This is a genomic window from Primorskyibacter marinus (assembly GCF_003313245.1).
Lineage (GTDB): Bacteria > Pseudomonadota > Alphaproteobacteria > Rhodobacterales > Rhodobacteraceae > Primorskyibacter > Primorskyibacter marinus.
Genome location: NZ_QJSD01000001.1, coordinates 564568 through 581522 on the forward strand (window position 1 = coordinate 564568; position 16955 = coordinate 581522).

The following is a 16955-nucleotide window of genomic DNA, read 5'->3' on the forward strand; positions in this document are numbered from 1 at the left end:
CACGCCGCATCGGCACTGACGCTTGTCAACGCCCCAGATGCCTGCGGTGACGTGACTATCTGGCCCGGCCTGAACATGGCGGTTTATTCAAACTCCATGATGATGTCATCAACGGCAAGATTCTCGCCAGCGGCGGTGTTGATCTTGGTGACGATAGCCTTCTTCTCGGCGCGCAGGATGTTCTCCATCTTCATCGCTTCGACAGTGCAAAGCGACTGGCCTTCCTGCACTTCCTGCCCGACCTCGACATCGACCTTCACGATCAGGCCCGGCATCGGGCAAAGCAGCAGCTTGGACGTGTCCGGCGGCAGCTTCACCGGCATCAACCGCGCAAGTTCGGCCTGGCGTGGTGTCCGGACATGAACTTTCAGATCGGCCCCCCGGCTGCGGATGCGGAACCCGCCCGAGATCTTGCCGACCTTCAGCACCAGCGGCGTATCATCCACCGACATGCGGGCCAGCGCATCACCCGGTGTCCACTTGCCCGAAACCCGCAGCGATGCCCCATCGTCGAACGTCACGGTGGCACCCTTGGGATCGGCAGAGACGACAACATCGTAATGAACGTCCTGCAAGGCGACATTCCACTTTTCGCCGACATGGCGTTCGTGGTTGTCCAGCCTGCCCGAGACCCGCGCGCGCCGGATCTCGGCCACCCGGTTCATTGCGGCCGCGGCCGCCGCGATACGCTGCAAATCGGCCTCGGGCAGCGTCACGCCTTCAAACCCTTCGGGATATTCCTCTTCGATGAAGGCGGTGGTCATGTCGCCGCTGGTGAATTTCGGATGGTCCATCACCGCCGACAGGAAGGGCAGATTGTGGCCGATCCCCTCGACCTCAAAGCTGTCCAGCGCGACGCGCATCTCTTCGATGGCCTGTTCGCGCGTGGGTGCCCATGTGCACAGCTTGGCAATCATCGGGTCGTAATACATCGAGATTTCGCCACCCTCGAACACGCCCGTATCATTGCGCACGGCAGAGTAGGCATCGGCATGTTCTTCCGGCGGACGATAGCGGGTCAGTCGCCCGATCGAGGGCAGGAAACCGCGATACGGATCCTCGGCATATAGCCGGTTCTCGATCGCCCAGCCGTTGATCTTGAGGTCATCCTGCACAAAAGACAGTTTTTCGCCCGCCGCGACGCGGATCATCTGCTCCACCAGATCGACGCCGGTGATCAATTCCGTGACCGGGTGTTCCACCTGCAAGCGGGTGTTCATTTCGAGAAAGTAGAAATTCCGCTCGCCATCGACAATGAATTCCACCGTGCCCGCGCTGGCATAGTCCACCGCCTGCGCAAGCGCCACGGCCTGATCGCCCATTGCCTTGCGGGTGGCCTCGTCCAGAAACGGGCTGGGTGCCTCTTCGACAACTTTCTGATTGCGGCGCTGGATCGAGCATTCGCGTTCATGCAGGTAAACCGCATTGCCATGCGTGTCCGCCAGCACCTGAATTTCAATATGGCGCGGTTGCGTGACGAATTTCTCGATGAAGATCCGGTCATCGCCAAAGCTGTTGGCGGCCTCGTTCTTGGACGACTGAAACCCCTCGCGCGCCTCCGCGTCGTTCCAGGCGATCCGCATGCCCTTGCCGCCACCACCCGCACTGGCCTTGATCATCACCGGATAGCCGACCTGATTGGAGATTTTCACCGCATCCTCGGCATCCTCGATCAAGCCCATATAACCGGGCACGGTCGAAACGCCTGCTTCTTGCGCCAGCTTTTTCGAGGTGATCTTGTCGCCCATTGCCTCGATTGCGCCCACCGGCGGCCCGATAAAGGCCACACCTTCAGCCTTCAGCGCCTCGGCGAATTTCGGGTTTTCTGACAGGAAGCCATAGCCGGGATGCACGGCCTCGGCACCGGTCTGGCGGATCGCATCCATGACTTTCTCAATCACGATATAGGATTGGTTGGCCGGAGCAGGCCCGATATGAACCGCCTCATCCGCCATCTTGACGTGCAGCGCGTTGCGATCCGCATCCGAATAGATCGCCACCGTCTTGATGCCCATCTTGCGGGCAGTCTTAATGACTCGGCAGGCAATCTCGCCGCGGTTGGCGATCAGGATCTTCTTGAACATCTCCGGTCCCTTCAATCTAGTGTGCCACAGGACAAACCTGCGGTATCGGCATGAAAAAGGCCGCCCGTGCAATTGAATGCACGAACGGCCTTGGAATTATTTCTCTCTGTCACGCGCTGCGCTGTCAGCCGCGCCTTCGCAACATCCTGTGTAGCGGGTGTTCCGATGCACGCCGCCTGGGCAGCATAGCGATCAGCAGCGGTTCGGATAGGTCCGGCAATAGGCAACGTTCGCCGCAGCACCCACAGCCGCGCCGGTAAGCGGATCGCCATCCGTGACGACAGCACCCGCAGCCCCTGCGCCACCACCGATAATCGCCTGCTCACCCAGCGTGTCGCCACAGGCCGAAAGCCCGACGAGACCGGCCCCCAAAACGACCCATTTGATTGTGTTCCCGAACATGTCCTGATTCCTTCACATTTGTTCCGGGGGATAACACAGGAGCGCGCCAGCTTGTTCCAACACAAAGCCGAGAATGACCCCGCATCGGCAAAACCTTGCCAACGCAAAGGTTTAAACTCTGCATCATCCAAACAAAAAACGGGCGGCAGGCCTTGGGGAAGACCTCGCCGCCCGATAGGGGAAGGGTAACGGTGATCGGGTTGCATCGAAATGCCACCCTCTCGCAATACGAGAACACTGCGCCGAATAACCTTCGTCGCCAAGTTGGTTTTTCCAAAACCGCTCAGGTCAGCGCAAAGCCGCCTATTCCACCTTAAGATGAGCGGATTCATGCCCACTCGCCTTCATCAAATGCTTGCGGAAAGGAGGCGCGGGCCACGGCTTCGTCGATGACCAAAAGCGCTTCATAGTCGGTGGGATTGAAGTCGTCCCCCACTGGTTTGACCTCGCGGCCCAAAAGCCACCCCAAACGTCCCGCGTCCAGGTTGCCCCGTTCGAACGGCTCTGTGCCGAAATGTTCCCACAACGCCGCCAGAAACGCCTCGTCGGCGCGGCGGTCCGGCGCACGGCGGTCGGCATAGCGTTCGCGCCGCACCAGCGGTGACGCCCCTTTGGGGTTGGCGCGACGAACGGTAAATTGAAAATCAGATCCGGGAAGACGTCCGGGAAAACCGCGATGCTTCAGCATGCCCAACCCTCCGACATTGCAGAGGCGCGGTATTTGGGCGGGTTCGAAGCGGGCCGACCGGCCCGCTTCGCCAAGCGATTACTTGTATTTGCCGGTGTAGGTCGGCTCTGTCGTGATGGGTTCCGGCTCGACGACGACATATTCTTCCTGCGCTGGTGCGCAGGCCGAGACTGCGGCGACGAAGCCAAACATTGCGACGAGTTTGATGCTCTTGGACATCTGATTCTCCTGCCAGTTTCAATGAATGCGGCAGAATCCTTCGATCCTACACGCCCTCGTTTGTCTATAACGGCTGCAAAGCTGCATCCGTTCCCGAGAATATCAAACTGCGCGACAAAAAGATACATGGCCGGTGACGCGCCAGCGGCATGCGTTGCAAAGGCAACAACACCCAACCCACATGCGTTTAGCCGCACAACATTCTGTTTGTACATCAATATATCTCCCAGGTGCAGCGACCGTCTTCGATGATATAGGCTTCGAAATATTGTATGTGATCAGGCACCATAACGCCGAAATCAACCGGCTGATCCGACAAGCTGACAATGATGCGGTCCGGCGCGGCATCCAGCCTGTCAAGATTTGGAAGCGCGAACGCCTGACAAAGCACCTGCATGTCCTGTGCCACGTCATCAAAGCTTAGCGCGTCTGGCCCTGCTGCGATCTGATGGGCCACGAAACGGAACCTGTAAACATGCCCCGCCCCTTCCTGCCGATCTTCCCGCAGTGCTTCGTGAAAAATCACGGACTGGCCGGACGGCAAAATCAGATCGACAGGATCGCCGCTTGCCGCCTGAACCGGGGCGACAGACATCAACAATGCCAACATGGAAAAACGAGCCAGACGACCCGACAAGTATCTGACTTTCTCACTGTGTACGGGGATTAGCAGACAGCCCCGACCTTCTTTCGAAGCTCCTCTCGTCGGGGCCATCTTGCCGCGCGGCGTACCCGCGGCTGCTTGCCGGCTGCGTAAGGCGGACATGATGTTCATGCGCGCCCCCGACTTCTCTTTCCGGCCCATCTGGACCACCGCGCCCGATGCGAGGGGTCGGACAGAAGCTCCGCAAGATCCCGGTGTGCGGTAGGAGGAATTGCCGCGCCATTGGCCATCTGGCCGCCGGCACGCACGATCATCCCCGTTTGATTGCTGGTTATTTCTACCACGGGCGTGAAGCCACGCAAGCTTTTTAGCGCCCGCCAGACATCCTGACGGACCTGACGCGCAAGCCGCGCGGGATCAAGGGGCGGAAACGCGCTGGAGGCTTCTATATCGAAGCGCGCAGGCAGTCTGCGAGCAAGGACATACCGACCGTCGTCGCGCAAGATATGCCAACCGTTGCTCATCTCTGCTTCCCCTTCGCGGCAGGTCCGACCCCATCGCGCGAAAGGTCAAAATCGTATGCGGCAACCTGTTGCCTCAGGTATTGCGAAGGGCCTCGATCAGATCGGCTTTGGTCATTCCAGACCTGCCCGAGACATCCAGTTCCTGCGCGCGTTCGTAAAGCGCGTCTCGGGTCCAGTCCTCGTAGGGCTCGGCCTCGCCGCCCTTTTTCGAGGGATGCATGTTCTCGTTGGCCTGCGCATTGGCGATCCGCGCCGCTTTTTCCTTCGACGCGCCGTCGTCGCGCAGCGCCTGATAGGTCTCGTCGTCCTTGATGGATGGTCCGTGGTTGCGGGTCATGGCGCGCTCCTTTGCCCACCAACACGGATAGTGCCGGGAAAGTTCCCGAAGATCCGGTGCAAACAGACTGGGATCGCTGAGACATGAAAAGACCCTTGGAATTGCAGTAAGTGCGGCGAGAGGATGCACGACGGCCACGGCGCACAACGCCGCGGCAGGTCCGATCAAAGCGGAATGTTGTCGTGCTTTTTCCACGGATTGGTCAGTTTCTTGCCGCGCAAGGATGCAAAGGCACGACTGACCCTGCGACGGGTGGAACGGGGCTGGATGACCTCGTCGATGAACCCACGCTCTGCCGCGACAAAGGGATTGGCAAAACGATCCTCGTAATCGGCGGTATGGCTGGCAATCTTTTCCGCATCGCCAAGATCGGCACGGTGAATGATCTCTGTCGCGCCCTTGGCCCCCATCACCGCAATCTCGGCCGTGGGCCAGGCATAGTTGAAATCGCCCCGCAGATGCTTGGACGCCATCACGTCATACGCGCCCCCATAGGCCTTGCGGGTGATGACCGTGACCTTTGGCACCGTCGCCTCGCCATAGGCAAACAGCAGCTTGGCCCCGTGCTTGATGACGCCGCCATATTCCTGACCCGTGCCCGGAAGAAAGCCCGGCACATCGACGAAGGTCAGGATCGGTATTTCGAATGCATCGCAGAACCGGACGAACCGCGCGGCCTTGCGGCTGGAGTCGATGTCCAGACAACCGGCAAGGACCATCGGCTGGTTCGCGACCACGCCGACGGTCTGACCTTCCAGACGGATGAAGCCGGTGATGATGTTCTTGGCGAAATTTTCCTGAATCTCGTAAAAATCACCCTCGTCCGCGACCTTCAGGATCAATTCCTTCATGTCGTAGGGACTGTTGGCGTTTTCCGGGATCAACGTGTCGAGCGACGGCTCCATCCGGCCCGGCTCGTCAAAGAACGGACGGACGGGCGGCTTCTCGCGGTTGTTCAGCGGCAGCAGATCAATCAGGCGGCGCACTTCGGCCATCGCCTCGACATCGTTTTCAAACGCGCCATCAGCAACGGAGGATTTTTTCGTATGGGTGGACGCACCGCCCAGTTCTTCCGCGGTGACGACCTCGTTCGTGACGGTCTTGACCACATCCGGCCCTGTCACGAACATGTAAGAGCTGTCCTTCACCATGAAGATGAAGTCGGTCATGGCAGGGCTGTAGACGGCCCCACCGGCGCACGGGCCCATGATGACAGAGATCTGCGGCACCACACCGCTGGCCATGATATTGCGCTGAAACACTTCGGCATAGCCGGCAAGAGAGGCAACGCCTTCCTGAATACGCGCGCCGCCGGAATCGTTGATGCCAATGACCGGCGCGCCGTTCTGCATCGCCATATCCATGATCTTGCAGATCTTCTGCGCGTGGGTTTCCGACAGGGATCCGCCAAACACCGTGAAATCCTGACTGAACAGATAGACCTGACGTCCGTTTACCGTGCCCCAGCCCGTCACGACCCCGTCGCCATATGGGCGCTGCTTTTCCATCCCGAAATCGGTGCAGCGATGTGCGACGAACATATCGAACTCTTCAAACGAGTCCTCGTCCAGCAAAAGCTCGATCCGTTCGCGTGCGGTCAGCTTGCCCTTGGCATGCTGCGCCTCGATGCGTCTTGCCCCACCCCCCAGGCGGGCATCGGCACGGCGGTCTTCCAGCTCTTGCAGGATATCTTTCATCGGGCGCTCCCATGTGTCATTTGACGGGAAAGTACAGCATGTTGCAAACGCAGCAAGCCTTATTCCGCAAATTTGCAAATCTTGAAAACCGACAAGAAGGCTAACTGCAAATAAGCAAAACTAAACAGATCTGTGCAGATTCAGAATGGACAAGGCTCGATCCACGGCGTACCCCATGAGAAATGAATTCTATGACACAGGTCCGCTATCTGGACCGCGCAACCCCGCCCCACATCTCTACATTGATCCTGCTTTCGGGCATGGCGGCGCTTGCGATGAACATCTTTCTGCCGTCGCTGCCGAAGATGACCGAGTATTTCGACACTGAATACGGGCTGATGCAGCTTTCAGTCGCGGTGTATCTGGCAGTGAACGCGGGGCTTCAACTGGTCATCGGCCCGATCTCGGACACGTTCGGGCGGCGCAAGGTCATCCTGTTCGGGATCGGATTGTTCTGCCTGGCCACGCTTGGCTGTCTGATCGCGACCAATATCTGGGTGTTTCTCGGTTTTCGGATGATGCAGGCGGTGATCGCAACCGCCATGGTTCTCAGCCGGGCCGTGGTTCGCGACATGTACCCACAGGACCGGGCCGCCTCGATGATCGGCTATGTCACGATGGGCATGTCGGTCGTGCCGATGATCGGCCCGATGATCGGCGGACTGTTGGACGAACTCATGGGATGGCAGGCAAATTTCTGGCTGCTGCTGGGGTTTGGCCTTGCGCTGTTTGTTCTGGCATGGCGCGATCTGGGCGAGACCGCGCAGAGCAGCGGGCTGACACTGCGCCAGCAATTCGGCGAATACCCCGAGCTTACACGATCGCCGCGCTTCTGGGGCTATGCGATGGCGGCTGGGTTTTCTTCGGGATCGTTCTTTGCCTATGTCGGCGGCGCGCCATTTGTCGGATCGGTCGTTTTCGGGCTTTCGCCGTCAGAGCTTGGCTTGTTTTTCGGCTTTCCCGCCCTGGGCTATTTCGCCGGCAATTTCTTCACCGCGCGGTTTGCCACCCGGTTTGGCATCAACAAGCTGATCTTGTGGGGATGTCTTTGCGTGACCTTTGGAATTGGACTGGCGCTGATCCTTTTCGCACTGGGCCTGGGCAACGCGTTCGTGTTCTTCGGGTCGATGTCCTTTGTCGGCATCGGCAACGGTCTGAGCCTTCCCAACGCCACGGCGGGCCTGCTGTCGGTGCGCCCACATCTGGCTGGCACCGCGTCCGGTCTTGGCGGATCTTTTCAGATCGGCATGGGCGCAGCGTTGTCGGCCTTGGCCGGTGCTTTGCTTGTGCCGGAATGGGGGCCGTGGCCGCTTCTGCTGATCCAGTTCGCGACCTCCGTGCTTGCGGTATGCTCGATCCTGATGGTGATCCGGCGTGAGCGGAAGGTCTTTGCCCAGCCATTATAGAGGCAGACTTGCAGCGCCGACTTTGCAAAGCTAGCATCCGCTTATTGCTAATCCGCAAAGGGCAACAAGATGGCGACGCAGAAATTGTATGCCGGCGCAAAACTGCGCGAGCTGCGCACCCGTATGGGGCTGACGCAAAAGGATTTCGCCGCCAAGCTGGGCGTGTCCCTGCCCTACCTCAACCAGATGGAGAACAACAACCGCCCGGTTTCCACCACCGTGGTTCTGGCACTGGTGCAACAATTCGGCTTTGACGTCACCGAATTGGCGCAGGGCGATTCCGAACGGCTGGTCTCTGATATGCGCGAAGCGCTGGCCGATCCGGTGTTCAGCGATGCCACACCGCCGCTGGCCGATTTGCGGCTGACAGCATCGAATGCCCCGGCGCTGGCCCGTGCATTCCTGGAACTGCACCGCGCCTATCGCCAAACCCACGAACGGCTGGCCAGCCTTGACGAGGCGTTGGGCCGCGAGGGCGCGCAGCTTCGCCCGTCGCCCTGGGAAGAGGTGCGCGACTTTTTCCACTATTGCGACAATTACATCGACGCCGTGGACCGCGCGGCCGAGAAATTCGCAAGCCTTGCGCTGGAACATGGCGACATGCGGACCGGCACCCAGATCCAGCTGGAGCGCAACGGCGTCACGGTGCGTTATGCCCGCGTTGGCCCGTTGCGCCATTTCGATCCGGACACGCGCAGGCTGACGCTGTCGGCCTTGGCAGCACCGGCCACGCAGACCTTTCAGATGCTGCTTCAGGTCGCACTTCTGCATCAGGATCAGTTGCTGGAGGCAACGCTTGACCTTGCCCGGTTCCAGTCAGACGAGGCCAGATCAATCGCCAAGATCGGTCTGGCCAACTATTTCGCGGGTGCCGCGCTGATGCCCTACACCGCCTTTCTGACCGAAGCGCAGGAGGTGCGCCACGATCTGGAACTGCTGGCGACCCGGTTCGGTGCCTCGCTGGAGCAAGTGGCGCACCGGCTGTCCACGCTGCAACGCCCACAGGCGCGCGGCATCCCGTTCTTTTTTGTGCGGGTGGATCAGGCCGGCACGATCACCAAACGGCATTCGGCCACGCGCCTGCAATTCGCGCGGTTTGGTGGTGCCTGTCCGTTGTGGAACGTCCACCGGGCGTTCGAGACGCCGGGCCGGTTCTTGCGGCAATTGGCCGAAACGCCGGACGGCGTGCGCTACGTCTCGCTGGCGCGGGATGTGTCGAAACCCGGCGGGCATTACGGCGCGCCGGTGCGGCGCTACGCCATCGCCCTTGGATGCGAGGTCGCCCATGCCGCACAGCTGGTCTATGCCGACGGGCAGGATCTGTCACAGGACAAAGCGTTTGAGCCGATCGGCATTTCCTGCCGGATCTGCGAGCGCACGAAGTGCCATCAACGCTCTGTTCCCCCGCTGGAACGGCGGTTGACCATCAGCCCGCATCACCGCGACACCCTGCCATATGAGGTGAACTGAGCGGCGGAAAAACTGCCCCGCCGACGAGCGCGTGTCGTCTGGCATGTGGTCAGAAACGCCGCTGCCGATACTACGGAAAGGTCAAAGCTTGGTCGCTGTCGACACCGGGGTCAACGGGCGCCGTTTCAGGACCGCTTCGCGCCATGTGATAAAGCTGACCGCCGCCAGAATGATCGACCCGCCGAAAATCACCCACAGATCGACAGGCTCCGCAAAGACCAGCGCGCCCAAGGCCACCGCCCAGACAAGCTGAAGATAGGTCACAGGCTGGGTCACGGTGATCGGTGCCTCGCGAAAGGCCAGTGTCATCAGGAAATGCCCCAGCGTGGCCGCGCAGGCGACCCCGAACAGCACCAGCAGCGCATAGCCATCCGGCGTCACCCAGACTGGCCAGGCCAGCGGCACCAGCCCGATCGTCACCGAAACCGACAGCGTTGCCACGATCAGCGTTGCAGGCACCTCGTCGGCAAGGATCTTCGCTGTCAGATAGCTGATCGCAAAAAACACGGATGTGGCAAGCATCGCCAGATGACCGGGCTCCAACGCCCGGAACCCCGGACGCACGATCACCAGCGCGCCCAGCAATGCACAGACAACCGCCAGAACGCGCCGCACCGCCAACCGTTCGCCCAGCACGAAGACCGCGCCAACGGTCACAAAGGCGGGCGTAAGATAACCCAGCGACGTGACCTCTGCCAACGGGATGCGGGTCATCGCATAGAACCAAAGGCTGACTCCGACCGCATGCACGATGCCGCGCATCCCGATCAGCCGCCATTGTCGCCCCGTCAACTGCGTTCTCAGAACGCCGCGCAGCATCGGCAGAAACAGCACCACCCCCATGATATAGCGCAGAAACGCCGCCTCAGAGGCCGGCACGCGGCCATCCAACAGCTTGACCAGCGCGGTCACCGCAACAAAGCACAGCCCTGCCAGAAGCATCAGGAACGCACCTTTGTAGATATTCTGATCAGCCTGTGTCATGGCGCGCAACAGACCCCGCCATGCGGGCGTGTTCAAGGCGAAACAACCGCGTCCTGCAAAATTCTGCGGGACCATTTGCAGCCCCGCCGCGTCAGCCCGATACCAAGGTCGCGGCTATGGCCCACATGATCGCGCCGACCAACGCATCCAGCACCCGCCACGCCATCGGCCGGGCAAATACCGGTGCCAACAAGCGTGCACCATAGCCCAGAGCAAAGAAAAAGGCGAAGGACGCCACCACCGCACCAGTGCCAAACGGCCAGGCCGCGTATTGCGCGGACACAGATCCCAACAGGACCACCGTATCGAGGTAGACATGCGGGTTCAGCCAGGTCAGCGCCAGGCATGTCAAAAGGGCCGCGCGCAAAGATCCGGTGCCCTGCCCGGCCTCCAGCACTTCGCCACCCCGCCACGCTGCCCAAAAAGCGCGCGCGCCGTAGAAAAACAGAAACGCCGCCCCGCCCCACCGCATCGCAGCCCCAAGCGCGGGCATGGTTTCGATCAGGGCACCGAACCCGGCCACGCCCGCCACGATCAGCACGGCGTCGGACACTGCACAGGTCAGCGCGATGGCAAACACATGCTGTCGCCGCAGCCCCTGGCGCAGAACAAAGGCATTCTGTGCGCCAATCGCCAGTATCAAGGAAAGTCCCAGCGAGAATCCAGCGACCGCCGACTGCATCATGTTCCGCTTGCGCCTTCTCTGTCAGGTCAACAGGCCCGCAACACCTGAAAGACGCGGACCGATCACCACAAGCGCCAGCGCGGCGCCGGAGGCGACGCCAACCAACCTGCGTGCCCGGAACGGGCACCCAATCAGGTCAAGCCCCGGTCCCCTCGCACAGGTCACAGCTGCGCCATGACCTCGTCGGAGGCTTCGAAATTCGTCGTCACGCGCTGCACATCGTCATCATCTTCCAGCGCGTCCACCAGCTTCATCAGCTTCTGCATGGCGTCCAGATCCAGCTCGGTCGTCGTTGTCGGTCGCCAGACCAGCTTGGTCGATTCCGACTCGCCCAGTTCCGTCTCCAGCGCGTTCGCGACATCGTTCAAATCGGTATCGGCGCACCAGATCACATGGCCATCCTCGGATGATTCTGCATCCTCGGCCCCGGCCTCGATCGCGGCCATCATCACCGTGTCGGCATCTCCGGCCTCCACCGCATAAGTGACTTCGCCCTTGCGCTCGAACATGAACCCGACAGAGCCGGTCTCGCCCAGATTGCCGCCATTCTTGGTAAAGGTCGACCGCACGGTGGACGCGGTCCGGTTGCGATTGTCGGTCATCGCCTCGACAATCACTGCAACCCCGTTGGGGCCATAGCCTTCATAGCGGATTTCTTCGTAATCCTCGCTGTCGCCCGCCTGGGATTTCTTGATCGCGCGATCAATCACATCCTTGGGCACGGATTGCGACTTGGCTTCCTTGACCGCCAGCCGCAGGCGCGGGTTCTTCTCGGGATCGGGATCGCCCATCTTGGCGGCCACGGTAATCTCTTTGGATAGTTTGGAGAAAAGTTTGGACCGTGCAGCGTCCTGACGTCCCTTGCGATGCTGAATATTTGCCCATTTGGAATGGCCGGCCATGTGGTTCCTATCTGAATCTGCGCGTTTGGGGTTTATCGGGCTTTCTATATGACAGCCGCGGGGCGTTGGGCAAGACCGCCCGTTGCGGCGCTCTCTGGTCAGCGCCCCGGCCGCGTTCTATGTATGCCGGATGACAACGGATCAAATCCTGCTCTTCGCGCTCTTCGGCACGATCTTCGGCCTGCTGCTATGGGGAAAATTTCGCTATGACATGGTCGCCTTCGCGGGTCTGATGCTGGCCGTGGTTCTGGGGCTTGTGCCGTCTGAAAAGGCGTTTTCCGGATTTGGGCATCCCGCCACGCTGATCGTGGCGCTTGTGCTGATCGTCTCGGCCGGGCTGGTGCGTTCCGGCGCGGTCTATCTCATCACCCGGACGATGATCGACAGCACCCGCAATGTCGCGTCCCATATTGCGATCATGGGGACGGTGGGCGGTATTTTGTCGGCCTTCATGAACAACGTGGCCGCGCTGGCCCTACTGATGCCGGTGGACATGCAGACAGCCCACAAGGCGGGGCGCGCGCCGGGCAAGACCCTGATGGCGCTCAGCTTTGCCACGATCCTCGGCGGCATGGTCACCTTGATCGGAACGCCCCCCAATATCATCATCGCAACGATCCGCGAACAGACGCTGGGCGCGCCTTTCAGAATGTTCGATTTCGCGCCGGTCGGTGCCGCCGCCGCGATCGCGGGGCTGCTTTTTGTGGCGCTTGTTGGCTGGCGCCTTGTCCCGGACCGGGGTGCCACCGGCGCCCGCGCCGCCGACCTTCAGCAATATGTCGCCGAACTGACCGTGCCGGGCGACAGCCCCCTCATTGGCAAACGCCTGAACGAGTTGCGCCCCGAAGCGGAAGCCTCCGATGTCGCCATGCTTGGCCTGATCCGCGACGGCGAACGCCGTTACGGGCGGCAAGGCAACACGCCATTGCGGGCGCAGGACGCGCTGGTACTGGAGGCAACCCCCGAGGCGCTCGACGAATTCCGCTCTGCCCTGAAGCTCGATTTCTCTGACACGCGTCGCGAAGAACTGCTGGAGGTCGAGGGGGACGGGCTGCGCTTGATCGAAGTCGTGGTCCCGGAAAACTCTCCGCCTGTCGGGCGCACCATGCAAAGCCTTGGGCTGGCCTGGCGGCAGCGCACGGTGCTGATGGGAATTTCGCGGCAGGGCCGACGCCTCAGCCGTCAGGTCCGCAAAACCGAGATCCGGCCCGGAGACATTCTTCTGTTGCTTGCGCCGCGCGAAACTGCCGACGATGTGGTGAAATTCCTCGGCTGCCTGCCGCTTGCCAACCGCAGGCTTGCGGTGACGCAGGATCGCAAGACGTGGATCGCCATCGGGCTGTTCGGTTCCGCCGTGGCGGCGGCGTCGTTCGGGCTGGTCTACCTTCCTGTCGCACTGGGGCTGGTGGTGATCGGCTATGTTCTGGGGCGTATTCTGCCATTGGCAGAGATTTACGATCATATCGAATGGCCGGTTGTGGTCCTTTTGGGCAGCATGATCCCACTCGGCGCGGCGCTGGAGGACGCGGGTGGCACCCAGTTGATCGCACACGGCCTGGTCGGGCTGACCGAAGGCTGGGCACCCTGGATGATCCTTGGCGTGTTGATGGTGGTGACGATGACCCTGTCGGATGTTCTCAACAACACCGCGACCACCATTGTCGCGGCCCCCGTCGGAATCGAGATGGCACGGACCCTTGAAGTATCTCCCGATCCGTTTCTGATGGCGGTGGCGGTGGCTGCCTCGGCCGCGTTCCTGACGCCGATCGGGCATAAGAACAACACGTTGATCCTTGGCCCCGGCGGATACCGCTTTGGCGATTACTGGCGCATGGGCTTGCCGCTGGAGATCCTTATCGTCGCGGTCACACTGCCGGTGCTGATGATTGTCTGGCCGTTCACGCCCTGACCGGGTTTGACTTGACGGAATGCGCGTGCCGCGCATACAGGGTTCATTCTTGCGTACACGCAGATGGGGCGCTGCCCCCGCCCATGCTGACGCATGGTCTCCCCCGCGTTGAACTTAACTGACCGACCAGGCAATTGCCCCTATAGCGGCCAGATCAGCGGGATCAGCAGTGCCGAAAGCAGGCCCACCGACAGGTTCAGGGGGATGCCCACTTTCATGAAGTCGGTAAAGCGGTATCCGCCGGGCCCGTAGACCAGCGTATTGGTCTGATACCCGATCGGTGTGGCAAAGCTACAGGACGCGGCAATCATCACGGCCACGACAAGCGGTCGTGGGTCGACGCCAAGCGCCTGCGCCAAACCGATGGCGATCGGCGTAACCACCACGGCCACCGCATTGTTCGACACCAGTTCCGTCAAAACCGAGGTCAGCAGATAAATCGCCCAGATCAGCAGCGGTCCGGGCAGCATCCCCATATAGGGTGCCACGCCGCGCACGATCAGCTCTACCGCGCCGGATGCCTGAAGCGCGGCCCCTATGGCCAGCATCGCGAAGATCAGCGACAGCAACCGCCCGTCAACGAAAGAAAAAGCCTCGTCCGCATCAATGCAGCGGGTGAGGAACACCATTGCCACCGCAAAAACGGACAACATCAGGATTGGCGCGATGCCGAAGGCCGCAAGGATCACGATCCCGAACAGGGCGATGATCGCAATCGGGGCGTGGTTGCGGCGAAACGCGCGGGCCGAGGGCTTGGTGACATCCACCAGTTCCATCTCGCTGGCGAGACGCTGGATGTCGGCGGGCGCGCCTTCCAGAAGCAGCGTGTCACCGACGCGCACAACCAGTTCGTCAAGCTGACGGCCGATATTCTGATTCCGCCGGTGCACGGCCAGAGGATAGACCCCGTAACGACGGCGCAGGCGCAATGCGCCAAGGCTGCGCCCGACCATCTTGCAGCCCGGCGTGATCAGCACCTCGACGGTCGACGTCTCTACCGCCGAGACCTGATCCACACGCTTGAGTTCGCGGTTCGATTGCAGGCTGAGAATTTCGGTCATCTGCGTGCGCAACACCACGCGGTCCCCGACCTGAAGCGTCACTGCCTTGAGATCGCGACGCAGCGATGTGTCGCCGCGCACAACGTCGATCAGCCGCACCCCTTCGCGTTTGAAAAGCTGCACGCCGGTGACTTCGCGCCCGATCAGGTTGCTGTCAGGGGGAATCACGGCTTCGGTGAAAAACTTCATCCGGCTTTTGTCAGACAGCATCATCGCCATGCTGTCGCGGTCCGGCAGCAGCATCGGCCCCAGAAAGCGCAGATAGAACATTCCCCAGGCCACCAGTGCCAGGCCAAGCGGCGTGACCTCGAAGATGCTGAACGGTTCCACCCCGGCAGAGCGTGCAACGCCGTCGACCAGCAGGTTGGTGGATGTCCCGATCAGGGTAAGCGTGCCGCCTAGGATCGCCGCATAACTGAGCGGGATCAGCAGCTTCGAGGCCTGAATGCCCAAGGTGCGCGACAGTTGCACGAAAACCGGGATCATCACCACGACCACAGGCGTGTTGGACACAACCGCAGAAGAGGCCAGCACAAAGACCAGCATCATGCCAATGGCCAGCCGCGGGTTCTTTTGCGCCTGCTTGTCGGCAAGAGAGGTGAACGCCTCCAGCGCGCCGGTGCGCACCAATGCGCCCATCACGATGAACATCGCGGCAATCGTCCACGGCGCGGGGTTGGACAACACGGCAAGCGCGTCGTCATAGGGCAAGATACCCGTGGCCAACATGACCGACGCCCCGGCAATGGCCACCACCTCTGTCGGGTAGGTCTCACGCAGGAACAGCACGAACATGGCCGCCACGACAGCCAAGGCAAACATGGCTTGTCCGGTTTGCGACAATTCGAAGAGTTGCATCAGCCTGCCCGGCCCCCGCTCTTGTTTTCAGACTGCATTCTGACCTGTGCCGAGGTCGGGGGCAAGCGCCGCGCGTGGACTTGGCCGCACAAGCGCAACGCCGACCAGCAGACTTTTCGCAACCAGTTGCTGTAAAAACATCCACCCGAACGGCCTATGCCCGGTGCCTCCGGCCAAGATCGCCGCCAGCGGCCGGGCCCTGCGCGCTGCGGCGGCACCGTCTTGGCTCAGCAGGACAAATGACCGTGCAAGCGCACCTGTCATGGCGCGGCAGCCTCCAACCGGCCGCCATGGCGGATCATGTGGATCGCGGTCGCTCGACCGGTGCGGTCATCGGTTTCAACCAGCACGCCCGACAATGTCGCCTCGCCCCGTGCGGGCTGGAACCGTTCCTTGGCCATGCCGGTTACGAAGCGGCGCATCGGTTCCGCCTTTTCCATTCCGATGACAGAGTTGTAATCGCCGCACATGCCCGCATCGGTCAGATAGCCGGTGCCGCCGGGCAGGATCTGCGCATCCGCCGTGGGCACATGCGTATGGGTGCCGACAACAAGGCTGGCGCGGCCATCGCAGTAATGCCCCATGCCCATCTTCTCGGATGTGGCCTCGCAGTGCATATCCACCAGAATCATCTGCGCCTGCCCGCCCAGCGGATGCTTGCGCAGCACCTCATCCACGGCGCTGAACGGATCGTCATAGGCGCGTTTCATAAAGACCTGCCCCAGAACCTGAAGCACCAGAACTTTGCGGCCCCGCCGATCCGTGAACAGGCCGTGCCCACGCCCCGGTGCGCCCTTGGCAAAGTTGAGCGGCCGCAGGATACGCGTCTCGCCCTCGATATGACGCAGCATGTCTTTCTGGTCGAAGGCGTGATCGCCAAGCGTGACACAATCCGCGCCCGCCTCCAGCAACAGTTTGGCATGCTCGCCAGTCAGCCCCATGCCATGCGAGGCGTTCTCGCCATTCACGACGGTGAAATCGACGCGCAGATCGGCCTGCAACTGACGCAAGCCGGTGCTGATAGCCGTGCGCCCGGCCCGGCCCATCACGTCTCCTAGGAAAAGTGTTCTCATACCCGATCCCTAGGCTGGCGCGGCGCGAAGGGCAAGAGGCAGCCAATCCTGC

At 61.3% G+C, this 16955-nt stretch carries 16 protein-coding genes; 3 read left to right on the forward strand and 13 right to left on the reverse strand.

Going from position 1 to position 16955, the window contains the following annotated elements:
- Positions 1-83 precede the first annotated feature (83 nt).
- The 7 genes from DMZ65_RS02695 to DMZ65_RS02725 all read right to left on the reverse strand — a co-directional run bounded on the left by DMZ65_RS02695 (position 84) and on the right by DMZ65_RS02725 (position 6555).
- Positions 84-2084 (reverse strand): acetyl-CoA carboxylase biotin carboxylase subunit, encoded by a 2001-nt coding sequence (locus tag DMZ65_RS02695; protein WP_116597328.1) that lies wholly within the window; start codon positions 2082-2084, stop codon positions 84-86.
- A gap of 192 nt (positions 2085-2276) precedes the next feature.
- Positions 2277-2486: a hypothetical protein gene (locus DMZ65_RS02700; protein WP_116597329.1), complete on the reverse strand. Its 210-nt coding sequence runs from the start codon at positions 2484-2486 to the stop codon at positions 2277-2279.
- Positions 2487-2814: 328 nt separating this feature from the next.
- Positions 2815-3174 (reverse strand): hypothetical protein, encoded by a 360-nt coding sequence (locus DMZ65_RS02705; protein ID WP_116597330.1) that lies wholly within the window; start codon positions 3172-3174, stop codon positions 2815-2817.
- Positions 3175-3252: 78 nt separating this feature from the next.
- Positions 3253-3393 (reverse strand): hypothetical protein, encoded by a 141-nt coding sequence (locus tag DMZ65_RS19630; RefSeq protein ID WP_198662606.1) that lies wholly within the window; start codon positions 3391-3393, stop codon positions 3253-3255.
- Positions 3394-3607: 214 nt separating this feature from the next.
- Complete coding sequence (locus DMZ65_RS02710) at positions 3608-3988, reverse strand: DUF6497 family protein (protein ID WP_157960543.1); 381 nt, start codon at positions 3986-3988, stop codon at positions 3608-3610.
- Between the two features lie 606 nt (positions 3989-4594).
- Positions 4595-4858, reverse strand: coding sequence for a DUF7218 family protein (locus DMZ65_RS02720; protein ID WP_116597333.1), 264 nt, complete (start codon positions 4856-4858; stop codon positions 4595-4597).
- Positions 4859-5022: 164 nt separating this feature from the next.
- A complete protein-coding gene (locus DMZ65_RS02725) occupies positions 5023-6555 on the reverse strand; it encodes an acyl-CoA carboxylase subunit beta (protein ID WP_116597334.1) in 1533 nt (510 codons plus the stop codon).
- Positions 6556-6737: 182 nt separating this feature from the next.
- On the opposite strand from DMZ65_RS02725, the gene DMZ65_RS02730 reads away from it, so the two are divergent.
- Complete coding sequence (locus DMZ65_RS02730) at positions 6738-7961, forward strand: multidrug effflux MFS transporter (RefSeq protein ID WP_116597335.1); 1224 nt, start codon at positions 6738-6740, stop codon at positions 7959-7961.
- 69 nt (positions 7962-8030) lie between these two features.
- Positions 8031-9431 (forward strand): helix-turn-helix domain-containing protein, encoded by a 1401-nt coding sequence (locus DMZ65_RS02735; protein ID WP_116597336.1) that lies wholly within the window; start codon positions 8031-8033, stop codon positions 9429-9431.
- Positions 9432-9512: 81 nt separating this feature from the next.
- On the opposite strand, the gene DMZ65_RS02740 is transcribed toward DMZ65_RS02735, so the two are convergent.
- The 3 genes from DMZ65_RS02740 to DMZ65_RS02750 form a co-directional block, all read right to left on the reverse strand.
- Complete coding sequence (locus DMZ65_RS02740) at positions 9513-10415, reverse strand: DMT family transporter (protein WP_232824859.1); 903 nt, start codon at positions 10413-10415, stop codon at positions 9513-9515.
- Between the two features lie 91 nt (positions 10416-10506).
- Positions 10507-11097 (reverse strand): LysE/ArgO family amino acid transporter, encoded by a 591-nt coding sequence (locus DMZ65_RS02745; RefSeq protein ID WP_116597588.1) that lies wholly within the window; start codon positions 11095-11097, stop codon positions 10507-10509.
- A gap of 164 nt (positions 11098-11261) precedes the next feature.
- The gene (locus tag DMZ65_RS02750; protein ID WP_116597337.1) at positions 11262-12002 is read right to left on the reverse strand and encodes a YebC/PmpR family DNA-binding transcriptional regulator; all 741 of its coding nucleotides are present in this window, start codon (positions 12000-12002) and stop codon (positions 11262-11264) included.
- Between the two features lie 130 nt (positions 12003-12132).
- On the opposite strand from DMZ65_RS02750, the gene DMZ65_RS02755 reads away from it, so the two are divergent.
- Positions 12133-13911 carry an SLC13 family permease gene (locus DMZ65_RS02755; RefSeq protein ID WP_116597338.1) on the forward strand — a complete coding sequence of 593 codons (1779 nt, stop codon included), beginning with the start codon at positions 12133-12135 and terminating at the stop codon, positions 13909-13911.
- Between the two features lie 140 nt (positions 13912-14051).
- On the opposite strand, the gene DMZ65_RS02760 is transcribed toward DMZ65_RS02755, so the two are convergent.
- Genes DMZ65_RS02760 through DMZ65_RS02770 form a run of 3 tightly spaced genes read right to left on the reverse strand, consistent with a single transcriptional unit; the run spans position 14052 to position 16903 of the window.
- Positions 14052-15830 carry an SLC13 family permease gene (locus DMZ65_RS02760; protein WP_116597339.1) on the reverse strand — a complete coding sequence of 593 codons (1779 nt, stop codon included), beginning with the start codon at positions 15828-15830 and terminating at the stop codon, positions 14052-14054.
- Between the two features lie 27 nt (positions 15831-15857).
- Complete coding sequence (locus tag DMZ65_RS02765; RefSeq protein ID WP_116597340.1) at positions 15858-16094, reverse strand: hypothetical protein; 237 nt, start codon at positions 16092-16094, stop codon at positions 15858-15860.
- Positions 16091-16903, reverse strand: coding sequence for a TIGR00282 family metallophosphoesterase (locus DMZ65_RS02770; protein WP_116597341.1), 813 nt, complete (start codon positions 16901-16903; stop codon positions 16091-16093). Before DMZ65_RS02770 ends, DMZ65_RS02765 begins: the two co-directional genes overlap by 4 nt.
- Positions 16904-16955 lie beyond the last annotated feature (52 nt).